Source organism: Streptomyces mutabilis (genome assembly GCF_014649815.1).
GTDB classification, from domain to species: Bacteria; Actinomycetota; Actinomycetes; order Streptomycetales; family Streptomycetaceae; genus Streptomyces; species Streptomyces mutabilis.
This window is the reverse complement of the sequence record NZ_BMTT01000028.1, coordinates 1-12883: the sequence shown is the minus strand read 5'-3', so window position 1 is coordinate 12883 and position 12883 is coordinate 1. Positions and strand designations below refer to the sequence as shown.

The following is a 12883-nucleotide window of genomic DNA, read 5'->3' as shown; positions in this document are numbered from 1 at the left end:
CCGGAGCAACGTCTCATCCACGACGCCGCACTGTCGGCCACACCAAGATCGGCACTGGTCATTTTCAGGCAAGTTCCCGAAGGTCGATCCGAGCGTCAATCGTCACTCAGCGTGCGCGCTTCACGGGAAGCGAGCCAGAACCCGAACTGGAAGAGACAGAGCTGTCAGTGTGCCGCAGGTCGATGAGAGCGACACCGTTGTTCTCTGCAGCGTCACCGCGAGCTGGTTGCGGCTGTTGATCGAGGCGTACTCCGGCTCAGGGTCCGTCGGTTCGCTGATGGACGCCTTGGCGAGCACGGGCAGCGCCCGGCCGTCGGCCATGGTCAGCGGGACCTTCCGGGTCCGCCGTTGCGCGGGAGTTGCGCCTCGGCCCAGGTCGAGGATCTGCACGAAGCCGGCCGGTGTCTGCGGCAGGTCGCCCTCGTCGCGGCCGGGCGGGGTCGCCTCCTCGTCCCGCTCGTTCTCGATCGCGATCGCGGCGTACCGCTTGTCCTTGCTGAGGGCGATGGAGTCGGGCTGCCCGCCGAGGTCGAAGCTCGCCACCCGCTTGCGGTCGCGCAGCGAGACGACGTCGAGCCGTCCGGAGGGCTGGGCATGGCCGGCGCTGGTGTCGACGACCACCAGGACGTACTGGCCGACCACGGTCACCGAGGTCGGCTCGTCCTCGGCGTCGCCGAGCTGATCCAGTGACAGGGTGCCCAAGCCGCGCGGGCGGTCGGGGTCGGCGATGTCCAGGAAGCCGATCCGGCGGGCCACCGCGTCGTTGTAGACGAGGGTGCGGCCGTCCTCGCTGACCGAGGACATCTCCGCGACGGACCCGGCCTCCGCGTCCTCATCGGCCGGACGGTTCTGGAGGACCAGGTAGGTGGCGGTGCGCTCGAACAGGCTCGGCCGCTGCTGGTGCTGCTGTTGCCCGCGATGCGACTGCTCCACCTGCGCAGCTCCCGCCGTCCCCAGGGTGCCGGCGGCTACGACCAGGGCAGCCAGCGCGGCGCGGGTTCTCTTGCTCTTCGGGGACATCTTTCCTCCGGTCCGGTCCACTCCGTCGCCGAACCCTCGCGGCCGAGGTGAGTGCCGAGAGGACGGTGGATGATTGGCGGACGAAGTCCGGGAGGTCCGGGCTCCGGGTCGTACGGTTGGGGGCGCCGCGGGCACAGCCGTCTCGCCGGGAGGAATCCGCGGCCGGCGGCTTCGCGGCTACTTCGGCGGGTGCAGCCTGCGGAAGTAGGTCCAACTGGTTTCGTTCGGCTCGGTCCAGATCTTCGGGGCGTGGGCGAACTCGGGGTGGTGGTCGGCGACGTACGCGCGGGTGCGTTCGGGGACTTCGGCGTACGAGCCGAGCTTGCGGCCTCGGCAGTGGAACGTGAGGCCGCCGGGTCGCTGCCCGCGCGCCATCCACGGCAGCCACGGGGACATCCGGGTCCACGACATGGTGGCCGGGACGCTGGGTGCCCGTCCCGCCAGGTCGGAGCGGCGGGCGAAGAACTGGAAGCACTCCAGCGCCTTGTACGTGTCGCCGGCCGAGTGGACGGGATACTCGGCGACCGGCAGGGGCGAGGGGTAGGCGAGTGGGATCTCCAGGCTGAAACAGACCAGTTCACCGAGTTCGGTGACCGGGACCGGGAAGGGGCGCCACTTCTGATTGGCCGGGTCGTTCCATACGTGTACCACCGGCAGGTCCCGCCAGGTCTCCAGAATCTCGCGGGTGTTGGGGTCCAGGTACAAGGCGGCCTCACGGGTGAGCAGCCGGTAGGCGTCCGGGCCGTCCTCGGTGTCCTGGACGAGACGTGCGACGTTGAGCCCTTCGAAGCCGAAGAGGCGCTCGTGGGGCTCGTCCGGGGCCCACGAGTACACGTCGCCGGTCCACCAGTACGTGACTTCCTCCCCGTCGAGCGAGGCCCGGGTGCGGACGAGGGAACGGACCAGTTCTGCGGGTGTCGTCATGGACGTACCTTCTCAGTGCCGCCGGGGACGTGATGTGGTCCCGGACCCTTTTGGCCGACGCGGGTCGCCGGCCGGGGCCGCCGTCCGGTACGACCCCCGGCCGTCCGCCCGTCGGCGGTGCGAGCGCACCGTTCGCCGGCGAACCCGTCCTGCTGCGGGGTTTGGCCGCGAGCGCACCGCAGTGGGAGCCGCGGTTCCGTGGGCCGCGGCGAGCACGGGCGTCGACGTAGGAAGGTCCCGCAGTCCTGAATTAAGCACGTGCCTCGTGCGACAGGGTGCGTTACCTTGGGGCCATGCACATCATCGGGCGAAGCGTCTTCATGACCGCGCGAGCGACCAGCTCGCCGGTTGCCGCCGCCTGACCTTCCTCCCTCCCCCCATCGGCGACCGGAAACGGCCCGCCGATGGCCACGTGGTGCTCTGTCACCCTTCGCCTCGCTGCGACGATCGCGCGGTCCCGTTCTCCGGTGCCTCTCTTGCCGCGACGCGAAGGAGTCACCTCATGAACACCGAGCAGCTGATCCGTACGTTCGTCGAGTACTACGAGGATCACGGCCATCGCCGGATCACCGGCTCGACGCTGCTGCCGCCGCCCGGCGACCCCGTGCTGTTCACCACCTCCGGCATGCATCCGCTCACCCCGTATCTGGAGGGCCGCCCCCATCCGCTGGGCCGGCGGCTGGTCAACGTGCAGCGGTGCCTGCGCACCACCGACCTGGACGAGGTCGGCGACAGCACCCACCTGACGGTCTTCGAGATGCTCGGCACCTGGTCGCTGGGCGACTACGAGGGACCGCAGAGCCTCGACTGGGGTTACCGGCTGCTCACCGAAGGGCTGGGCGTCGATCCGGGCCTGCTGCACACCACCGTGTTCGGCGGCGACGACCAGGTCGGGCCCGACGTCTCCTCTCTCCGGCTGTGGCAGGAGCGCGGTGTGCCCGTGGAGGAGACGGTGGAGGACAACTGGTGGTCCAACGGGCCGGTCGGCCCGTGCGGACCCGACTCGGAGATCTTCCTGTGGACCGGCGACGCCCCGCCCCGCTCGACGCCCACCCGCGACGACCGCTGGGTGGAGGTGTGGAACCACGTCATGATGCGCCATCGTCGCCTCGACGACGGCAGCCTCGTGCCGCTTCCGCAGCGCAACGTCGACACCGGCTTGGGTCTGGAACGCCTGGCCTCGCTGTTGCAGGGCAGGCCGTCGGTGTTCGAGTGCGATGTCTTCGAACCATGGCGGCGTCTCGTCCTCGCCCTGTGGCCGCTGGACGAGCCGTCGTTGCGGCTGGTCTGCGACCACCTGCGTTCGGCCGTCGTGGTCGTCGGCGACGGGGTCCGCCCGGCCAACACCGGGCAAGGCTATGTGCTGCGGCGCCTCCTGCGCCGGGTACTCACCGTTCTGTGGCGGGACGACCCCTCACGCGGACTCGGCGATCTCCCCGGCGAACTCGTCTCGCACACGCTGGGGCACTTCCGGCAGGAGGGCGGCACCGAACCCGTACGCCGACTGCTCCTGGAGGAAGAGCGTCGGTTCCGCCGGCTCCTGGAACGCGGCCGGAAGGTACTCGCCCGGCCCCGTTTCCGGGGCCCGCTGGGAGAAGAGGACTTCCGCTACCTCCACGACACCCATGGCCTGCCGCGCGAACTGGTGACGAGCCTGCGCGAGGAGTGACGGCTCGGGCGGGACCGCGGGAAGGAACCAGCGGCGCTGGGAGGCGAAGCGGACGGTGCGAGGTGCGGGAGACGTCGGCTTCCGCGACGACGAGGTCGAAGCCGGAGCCGACGGCCCGCAGAGGCCTGCTCGAAGTCCGCGAGGTCGGCCTGCAGCCAGGTCAGCCCTGGCGCGCTTCGGCGTGCCACGGCAGGCATCAAAGCGTCATGGTCCACGCCCACGCCGCCGTAGCCGATCCGGGCGAGTCGATGAGGACCCGTCCGTGGCGATCGATCGGGGGATCTGGCCGGCGCAGACCTGACCCGTCCGGCCCGGGTGGTGAGAGAGCTGTGCCGGGCAGTGGAGGAACGCGGATTCGTGGCTCTGCGGATCGTGCCCGGCTGTGGCAGCTTCCGCCCACTGACCGGCTGTACTGCCCGCTGTACGCCGCATGCGTCGACCTCGGTAGTCCCTTCTGCACTCAGGGCGGGCACACCGGCCCGCTGCGCCCGTCGGAGACCCGCCGTCCGCTCCCCTACCTCGACCAGGTGGCGCTCGACCTTCCCGACTTGACCAACGTGTGTGGTCACATCGGCTACCCGTGGACCACGGGAATGGTCGCGGTGGCCGACAAGCACACGAACGTCTACATCGACACCAGCGCCTACACCGCCCGCCGCTACCCGCGCGAACACGTCGACTACTTGTCCGGCCGAGGCCGCAGGAACATGTTGTTCGGCACGCTGGGCCGACAGGACGAATGCACGCGGCGACCTCGGTGCCGCAGGCGCTCGCGCGGGGGCACAATGCTTCACCGGTGCCCCGTCGAGCGGACGGGGCCCGGTGGTCAGGTGTTGTTGACGGTCGTGGTCACGGGTGTGCCGATCTCGACGGTTCTGCTCACGGTGCAGAGACGGTCATGGGATGCCTGGACTGCCCGGGGCAGGATCGCGCGGGCGCGCTCCGCGCCCTCGTCGTCCGGGAATTGCACGGTGAAGGCGGCCTTGAGGTTCGTCATGTGGTTGCCCAGGTCGTCGCTGACCTTGTCTCCGGTGACGGTCACGGAGAACCGAGTGGGCTCTGCGTGACGGCCGGTGGCTACATCGACGTCCACGGCCGTGCAGCCGCCGATCGCGGCCAGGAACAGCTCGACAGGGGTGAATCCGATGTTCTGGTCGCTTGCCGACGACGTACCGAAACTGATCGATCCTCCGCGGGCATTGGTCGCTACGAACTGCCCGCTGCTGGTGCGTTCGACGACGACGGAACGTTCCGAGTGTTCGCTCATGTCACCGACATTAGCCGCGTCGACGCACGAGGCCACGCCGCCGTTCCGGCTCACCGTCGAGGACACAGGCCCCTGGGCGCTGCGGGCAAGCGGACTCAGCGAAGCCGGAGCCTGAGCCTGAGCCAGGATCACGGGGGCGGCGGTGCCGCCGAAAATGCTCGGCACCGGCGGTCCTGCAGGCAGGAGACGACCAGTATCACCATGATGCCGACGGGAAGACGGGTGCTGAGGTCAGAAGGCTCACCTGACGTTCGCCAGGCGCACGAAGGCCGCGATCGCCGCGCGCGGGGTGCGGTGGCGGCGACCATGCCGAGGAGCAGGAACACCAACGATCCGTGGAAGATCAGCCCCGCGGACGGCGCCGCCCACGCCCAGCACCTTCCACGCCCGGTTGCGTCACCAGGGCACCGAAGGCGAGTTCGACCCCGCCAGCTCACCCTGCGACGGGTCAAGCGGTGAGCTCGGCAACGGTAGTGAGGGGTGGCACGGGCTCGACCGTGTTTCGGTGTCGGCTTCACTCGACTCCGTCCGCCGCCTTCGCTCCTTCCGGAGCGCTGGGCGGCAGACCGTGCGGGGCCGCCAGGATGTGTCTCAGGAGCCGTCTCCAGAACCCGACGTACCGCGTGCAGGACCTATCCGGCGGATCATGTGACTACTAGGCTGCGACGATGGAACGCGCAACCGCCGTACCCGACAGCTCGGTCCAGTGTGGCGATCCGGGCCGGGTGAACGACTACGACAGTTTCGCCGAGGTCTACGCGGCGGAGAACGAGAACAACCTCGTGAACGCGTACTACGAACGGCCCGCGATGCTGGCCCTCGCCGGAGACGTGGCCGGCCGTCGGGTCCTGGACGCCGGCTGCGGCTCGGGCCCCCTTACCGCCGCACTTCGCGACCGCGGTGCCACCGTCACCGGCATCGACGCCAGCGCCGGGATGCTGGCACTGGCCAGGCGGAGGCTCGGTGACGACGTAGCGCTGCACGTGGCCGACCTGAGCGACCGATTGCCGATCGATGACGGTGCCTTCGATGACGTGGTCGCGTCGCTGGTCCTGCACTACCTGGAGGACTGGGGGCCGACGCTGACCGAATTGCGGCGAGTGCTCAGGCCCGGCGGTCGGCTGATCGTGTCCGTGGACCACCCCATTACGGCTTACACGAACCGGGACTGCCGGCCTGACTACTTCGCGACCACCAGCTACACGTTCGACTGGATGCTCGGCGGGCAGTCCACCCCGATGCGACTTTGGCGCAAGCCGTTGCACGCGATGATCGATGCCTTCGCCACCGCGGGTTTCCGCCTCTCCGTCATCAGTGAGCCGCAGCCCGACCCAGCCGCCCGTGAACTGTTCCCCGACGGCTTCCACGGCCTGTCGACCAAGCCCTGTTTCCTGTTCTTCGTCGTCGAGGCGCTGCCGTCGGCCACCGGTTCGACGGACTAGGGCCTCGGGTCCCCTGGGCGGTCGGCCACCGGCTTCGACAAGGACGACCACAAGGAACGCCACGCGGTGGAGTGCGGGCTCAACCGGCTGCAACGGCACCGCACGAGGGCCGCGGGACACGACGGAGTCGCCGTCCGAGACGAGGCGACCGTGCTGGTTGCAGTCCTCAACGAGTGGCTGTGACCACTAGATGGTGGAACGTGGTGGTTGCCTCCAGAGCCGCCCGGCCGGTCGTGACCCGGTTCACCGTCGCGTCAGGCTGGGCGGCGTCGCGATCACGGTTGAGGCCTTCCACGACAGCGCCAGGCGCCAGGCAACCGCGCGACGGACAGCGCCGGCCGGCTTCGGGAACGGACCTCGGAGAGGCCCGACCCAAAGGGCGGACCTGTCCGCATCACACGATCGGCAGCGGGCGGTGGACAGGTGCTGGTAGTAATCGGCCATGGCAGGAGATCTGTGGACGCCGGTGGCTTCGACGGTCGGTGTGGCGGTGGGAGGTGGGCTGACATATCTGACCCAGCGCACGACACAACGGGCGGCTGACCGGGCTGAGGAACAAAGACGGGCTGCGGCGCTGCGGAGGAGCGACGTGCCGAGCGCATCAGGACTGTGCTGGAATTCGTCCGGTTGCCCTGGAGGCTGAGGGCGTCGCACATGCGCGACCGCTCCAGTGGGAGGTCGGTGATGAGTGGTACCGGAGGCCGGCAATGGACGGCCTGCGCATAGCCGAGAACGGCGTCCAACTGCTGTCTTCCCCCGACCTTCACGCACCGGCGACCGCCTACACGCGCGCTTCGAATCAGGTGATCTGGCAGGAGGGCGACGGGACCAGCGTGGCCGAGCGCCTGGAGTCGTTCAAGGCGGAGTTCCTCGCCGTCGCCCGTCGCGGCCTGGACTGAAACTGCGAGAGGCGACGGAGAAAGCTGTCATTCCCCGGTCAGTTGCGTAGTCGTTCGAGTTCGTCCGCGCGACGGTGGGTCTTGGGCGGCCGAGGGCTCGCCGCATGCGAATCAGACCATCACAGGTCCGGCCTGGCGGATGGTGAAGCCCGCGGGGGTCACGAGTGGTCTCGGCCCTGCTCAGACAGGGGGTGACATCCATCGTGCCCCAGCGAAGGGCGGGGTGCACAAGTCTCCGCCGGCACCGGTGACCCGGTACCCCACCTGTTCGTGGTCGAGATCGAGCAGGACGCCGCAGCCGCACTGCGCGAGGGCGTCGCGCAACGCGCGCGCCTCGTCAGGGGCGCCGTCCCGGAGCAGTCGAGGTCCCCGGTCAGTTCGGTGGAGCCGTGCATGACTGCGCATCGGCGGCCCGTCGCGATGGTCACGCCGGATTGCCGCGGACAGCTCGACCTGTGACATCTGCTGTGCCCAGCGTTCTTCGCCGGGAGCGTCCCACGGCGTCCTGGCCAAGGCTCGGTGCCTCCAGAGCTCGTCGACACCGCCTTCCCGCAGAACGGGGTGCCTCCCCAACCCATCGACAACCGATTTCACTACTGGGTTCTGGCACGGATTTCGGGGAGCGATCACGGATCGTGACGTTGCAGAAGTGCCGATGTCAGCGGGCCCACGTAGCTTTCGGTTGACCGCCCGGCCGGGCGGTGAGGAGGGGTGAGACATGGAATGGATCGGGGACGCTCGACTGGCAGCCGGGCCTGAGGCCACCTGGTACCTGGAGGCGGCTTTCACGCCCGGTGCGCGTCTGGGGGCGGTGTACGACGATCCGACAACGCCGATAGTCGTGACAGGCGTCGAGGAGCTGACCACCGTCCGCGTTCCCAGCGGTCGGCTCGTCGTCGATGCGCCGTGGGACGACGACGACGTCTGGAGATACGAAAATGGACTACCGACGAGGCCCCCGCGCGAGCTGGCGGTGAGCATCCCCCCGGGCGTGTACCGAGTGGAGATCGCGTGGGCGGCGGGCCCGTACGAGTTTTTTGGCGAGCGATTCGATGGCGTTGAGTGTGCCGCGACTCGCCTGTGCATCAGCGACGACCCTGTGGTCGGGTGGGAAATCGGCCTGGGCGTCAACGAGGACGCCGACCAGCTTCAGCCGGGCGATGAGCCCCGCTTCTTCTCCGACGCGAATGTTGGCTGCTTCGCCGACGCAGGCGCGTGGACCACCTTGTCCGCGCCGTTTCGCACGTTCGTAGACGGCATTCCGGTACCACGTGACACCGAACAGCTGGCCGACGGTTGCAAGCGGGTACGCGACGAGTCACAACAAGCCGATCTGGTCACGTTCGGGGCCGAATCGGGTGGCGTCGTCTGGTTGGGCCGTACCGCGGCCGGCGACGTGGCCGCGATCGTAGTCACCAGTGGCATGGCCGGCGCCAAAGCATGACGTCGCTGCCGCCTCTCCCTGTCCTACAAGTTGAGTTCGGGCAGCTGGCTGGCATGGACCGCGTCGATATAGGCAGGGAGCCTGGCACCCAGGCGGCCGCTGAGGCCTCGCCGAAGTCGCGGACATGCCCGGGGCCGTGTCCAGTCCGGGGCAGCGTGCCAGGACATCCTTCAGGGCGGCGCGGTCGTCCTCGCTCAGCGCGGTGGGGCCTCGGTAAGCCAGCCGGTCACTTGGCGCACCGTCGGAGGCCGGGGCGACCCCCTCGAGTACCAGCGGGTCCCAGAGCGTAGCGTCAGCTTGCATGACCAGCACCATCACCGCTCACAACGGTCCGCCGTAGCGGCAGGCAGAAACCTGAGGGGGCGTCGATTTGTGACAGCGGCAGCACTCGACGGTCAGTCCCCTCCACCGAACTCGGGAATTTGCATCGGATGCATCTCCGCTCGAACCCGGTGGAGACGTACGGGGTGGCGCCAGCGGCCGGCGGCGTCGCGGGCGACGTCCACGTCGACTTCCACCACCAGCCGCGGGTCGACGAGCGTGACGTCCAGGACCTCGCGGCTGCCCCACCCGGCGGTGAACGTGCGCCCCGACCACGGATGCCCGCCGACGGCCGGGGTCAGTGCTGCCGCAAGAGCGGCCGTCGCGGTGCGGGCGAGTGGGACGGTGCGGCCTGTATACCGCAGGCGGCCCGTGTCGTCGTAGCGGCCGAGCAGCAGTGTGCGGGGCACGGCGGGCGGCCCGGTGACGGCGCCGACGACGGCCTCGGTGGTGGCGCGAACCTTGTACTTGCCCCACGCCCTGGTCCCTGCGCGGTACGGCTGGGTCAGCTTCTTGAAGCACAGCCCTTCCAGACCGGCGGATGTCCAGGTGAGCCAGTCCCGCGCGGTGGCGGGGTCGGTGGTCGACGGGCACAGCGTGAACGGCGCGGTCAGGGGCGTGTCCGCGAACAGGTTCTCCAGGGCGGACCGGCGCCGGGCGTAGGGCCAGGCGGTGAGGTCGGCGCCCTCCAGGCGTACAACGTCGAACACGACGAGGTGCGCGGGCCAGCCGCGCGCGGCCGCCAGGGCGCCGGCACCGCGGCGGCGGGCAAGACGCTGCTGCAACCGCTCGAACGCCAGCCGTTCGCCCTCCCACACCACTAACTCCGCATCGAGTCCGGTGTCGCCGGGCAGCTGCGCGAGCGCGGCGTCGAGAATCTCCGGGAACGCGGCGGTCATGTCAGTGCCCTGCCGTGAGCGCAGCAGCACCCGCCCGTCGGCGTAGCGGGCCAGCTGGGCGCGGTAGCCGTCCCACTTGGGTTCTGCGGCGACGCCGAGTGGCAGGTCAGGGCTCGCCACCTGCGTGGTGAGCATCGGTTCCGGCAGGGTCCACGTCATGGCAGATGCCTTCCACCGTGACCAGCATTCGCCACCCCGGCAGCGGGTCAGACCCTGTGCTCTCCGACGTTCCGGACGCGTCCCGCCCTCCGCTCCGTTGCCCTCGGCAGCCATCCGCGGGGCCTGAGGCCCAGCTTGGGCAGCCGGCTCGGCAGCCAGTGGATCACAGTCACGTCGTGGCGAAGCTGCCGAGTGTCGAACGAGCCCTGGCGCCGTACGTGTGGGTCGGCCGCCGGCATGAGGAGCAGGGGCCGATCTGGTCGCCTCGGCACGTGCGCGCTGATGTGTCCGGCTCACTGGCGGCGGTACAGGGCCGGTCATCGAGGTTCCTCGTCGTCCCGGCGGCCCCGCGGCCGCTTCGAACGAAGGACAGAACGGGAGGTCGGCCTCCCGGTCCGCCGCCTGCAGGTGTCGGCGACACCGTCCAGCGTCTGCGGGAGACGGGCGCCGGCGGACTGCCATCCCGTGGTCCAGCACAGATCCACCCAGCGCAGCGCAACGTCCGGGACCCATGATCCGGACGGTGGCCGCGTCCACGGCGCAGACAGAGCAGGGGTGCGGCGGCGTGGCCAGTACACGGGCGAGGGTTTCTCTCCGGCCCAAGATCGGAGACGCGTGTTGGACCCGGGCCGGGGGAAACGCCGTGCTCGGCAAGCAGCGCCGGGAGCTTCATGGTGCTTCGCGTCCGTATCCGCACTCGGGTCTCCCGCCGGCGGTCTGCACGGTGGGCTTCAGGAGGCGCGGCGGATGACCGCGGCGGGGCCGATGATGCTCTGGCCGTACTTGTCGCATACACGGTCGACGGCGGCCTCCGCGACGAGTCTGGCCTCACGGGTGCGGTCCAGACTGATCTGCTGGGCCACCTGGTCGGCGTCGACGAGGTCGGCGCCCTTGAGGACCAGGGCCGTGATCCGGCCGCGCTGCAGACCGGCGGAGTCGATCAGCCGGTAGGCCATGGTCCGCAGGTCCTCGTCGTGAGCGGACGCTTCCGGCAGACGGCGGGTCTTGTTCCAGCTGCCGCCGCCGGCGAAATGGAGCGTCAAGGACAGTGCGCGGGCGGCCTGACCGCGGCGGCGCAGCAGCCGTGCCAGCTTCACGACCAGGTGCAGCAGGGCCGCGCGGACGTCGGCGCCGTCCAGGACGTGACGGTCGAAGCGCAGGCGGACGGTGGCGGCTGCGGGCAGGGTGCGGGGCACGACGGGGCGGGGGTCGAGTCCGCGGGCCCGGTCGGCGGCGAGGCGGCCGGCTCTCCCGCCGAGCAGGCGTTGCGTAGTCTCAGGCGAGACGGCGGCGAGCAGGCCCACGGTGTGGACGCCGTAGTCGTGCAGCGCGTCGGCCTGGCGGGGCCCGATGCCGTGGAGAGCTTCGACCGGCAGCGGGGCCAGCCAGTCGGTCACCCGGTCGGGGGTGACGGTCAGGACTCCCCCGGGCTCGGCGACCTGCGCGGACGCGGTGGCCGCAACGGTGATCGACGGACCGATACCGACCCGCACGTCGACCCCGAGGCGGGACAGGGTGCGCACCCGCACGATCTCGCCCAACCGGTGCGTGTCGGCCCCGTGATAGCGCAGCGCGCCCTTCAGCTCCACCAGGGCCGCGATGGGGGGCAGCGCCTGCACCACCGGTGAGAGATCGGCCAGCAGCTCCAGAAACTGCCGGTAGACCTCCTCCCGCACACGATCGGGGCAACGCACATGCATCACCGTCGGCACCCTGCCAGCCCGCGTGTCCGTGTCCGTCACAACCCTCACCTCTCCCACCACCGTATCGAACATATAATCGAACACGCCAGAGCGGTTACAACTGGAGCACCGGGCCTAGAATCAAAACTATGTTCGATGATCTGCCCTCTGACCTGGAGCGTCTACAGACCCTTCGGGTCTGGCACGCCATGTGGGTGCAGCGCATCGACACCAAGATCGCCGCTGTCCGGCAGCGGCAGGCCGAGGCGGAGTACGGGCGCCGCAACCGTCCGGCACCTGCCGAGTGGGTCGTCGAACTCGGCATCGGCGCGCGCCGCCCACCACTACAGGTGCACGCCGGTGACTGCTACCTTGCAGGCAGCCGGCGACGTCCCGTCGACCGCGACGAAGCGCGACGCCTTCTCGCGGGTGGCCTGAGGGCCTGCGGGCACTGCCAGCCCGATGTCGCGCTGCACATCATCGACTGATCCAACAGCCGCCCGATAGTAGGCGTGCTTGCTCCCTCGTCGTCCCGTCGGAAGAACTGGGCGATCTGACCCTCCTCCCCCGGCAGTGCGTCCCAGCTTCGGTGATGCACCAGGGCCCCGGCGAGCAGCCGTTCTCACGTGCGACATGCACCCTCAGCCTGTCCGAAGCCGGCCCTTGGGCGCGGCAGGTCGCGTCAGCGGCAGTCAGTCCCGTTCCAAGGGTGAAGAGGCAGTGTTTCCACGCAGCGCTATTCGGTCCCCTGTACGTGCCATGATCAGAGCTGCGGGGCACCAGGGGCCACATCCCCGCCAGGGCCGGGGGCCCGGAGCGAAGAGGCCTTCAGGCCTACGAAGAACGGCATGTCGCCCGACGCCCTCCCTGCTCCGCCTGGCCGGTCCTGCACTACGACGACACGAGGACGGCGTTGCGCTTCCTGGTCGACATACTGGTCGTGAACCACGTCCAGGCGCCGGGCGGTGAGGAGCCGCAGGCCGACAGCCCGTCGCCTACCTACCGGCCCGACCGTCCACCAGGCGCCCACCCCCTACCAGGGCACACACCAGCACCGGCGACTCCTGGAGCGCGCCATGCAGCATCCGGCCGAACTAGTACTCCAGTTAGAAATCGTTGCCTGAGCTGGTTCTTCTTCGGTAGTGGCAGTGGCGGGC

At 69.7% G+C, this 12883-nt stretch carries 11 protein-coding genes; 6 read left to right on the top strand and 5 right to left on the bottom strand.

Translation table 11 applies throughout. The features are described 5' to 3' along the window. Positions 1 to 120: 120 nt before the first annotated feature. Positions 121 to 1020 carry a choice-of-anchor I domain-containing protein gene (locus IE142_RS31935; protein ID WP_229831066.1) on the bottom strand — a complete coding sequence of 300 codons (900 nt, stop codon included), beginning with the start codon at positions 1018 to 1020 and terminating at the stop codon, positions 121 to 123. Between the two features lie 177 nt (positions 1021 to 1197). After that, on the bottom strand, positions 1198 to 1944 hold the full coding sequence (locus tag IE142_RS31930) for a DUF1838 family protein (protein WP_191888957.1): 747 nt from the start codon (positions 1942 to 1944) through the stop codon (positions 1198 to 1200). 502 nt (positions 1945 to 2446) lie between these two features. Between IE142_RS31930 and IE142_RS31925 the strand changes: the two genes are divergently transcribed. Then, positions 2447 to 3613 carry an alanine--tRNA ligase-related protein gene (locus tag IE142_RS31925; protein WP_191888956.1) on the top strand — a complete coding sequence of 389 codons (1167 nt, stop codon included), beginning with the start codon at positions 2447 to 2449 and terminating at the stop codon, positions 3611 to 3613. Between the two features lie 826 nt (positions 3614 to 4439). Here the strand turns inward: IE142_RS31925 and IE142_RS31915 are convergent. Beyond that, positions 4440 to 4880, bottom strand: a complete 441-nt coding sequence (locus tag IE142_RS31915) for an OsmC family protein (protein WP_191888955.1) — start codon at positions 4878 to 4880, stop codon at positions 4440 to 4442. Positions 4881 to 5548: 668 nt separating this feature from the next. Here IE142_RS31915 and IE142_RS31910 point away from each other — a divergent pair. From IE142_RS31910 to IE142_RS31895, 4 genes are all read left to right on the top strand, one after another. Further along, entirely contained in the window at positions 5549 to 6322 is a 774-nt protein-coding gene (locus IE142_RS31910; RefSeq protein WP_191888954.1) for a class I SAM-dependent methyltransferase, read from the top strand. Between the two features lie 707 nt (positions 6323 to 7029). Further along, a complete protein-coding gene (locus IE142_RS37105; RefSeq protein ID WP_229831064.1) occupies positions 7030 to 7221 on the top strand; it encodes a hypothetical protein in 192 nt (63 codons plus the stop codon). A gap of 270 nt (positions 7222 to 7491) precedes the next feature. After that, positions 7492 to 7680 (top strand): hypothetical protein, encoded by a 189-nt coding sequence (locus IE142_RS31900; protein WP_191888953.1) that lies wholly within the window; start codon positions 7492 to 7494, stop codon positions 7678 to 7680. Between the two features lie 259 nt (positions 7681 to 7939). Continuing rightward, positions 7940 to 8665 carry a DUF4241 domain-containing protein gene (locus IE142_RS31895; protein WP_191888952.1) on the top strand — a complete coding sequence of 242 codons (726 nt, stop codon included), beginning with the start codon at positions 7940 to 7942 and terminating at the stop codon, positions 8663 to 8665. 395 nt (positions 8666 to 9060) lie between these two features. On the opposite strand, the gene IE142_RS31890 is transcribed toward IE142_RS31895, so the two are convergent. Then, the gene (locus IE142_RS31890; protein ID WP_191888951.1) at positions 9061 to 10044 is read right to left on the bottom strand and encodes an ATP-dependent DNA ligase; all 984 of its coding nucleotides are present in this window, start codon (positions 10042 to 10044) and stop codon (positions 9061 to 9063) included. Between the two features lie 731 nt (positions 10045 to 10775). Continuing rightward, a complete protein-coding gene (locus IE142_RS31885) occupies positions 10776 to 11744 on the bottom strand; it encodes a DNA polymerase Y family protein (protein WP_191888982.1) in 969 nt (322 codons plus the stop codon). Between the two features lie 131 nt (positions 11745 to 11875). Here IE142_RS31885 and IE142_RS31880 point away from each other — a divergent pair, with 131 nt between their 5' ends. Next, positions 11876 to 12214 (top strand): DUF6233 domain-containing protein, encoded by a 339-nt coding sequence (locus tag IE142_RS31880; protein ID WP_191888950.1) that lies wholly within the window; start codon positions 11876 to 11878, stop codon positions 12212 to 12214. Positions 12215 to 12883 lie beyond the last annotated feature (669 nt).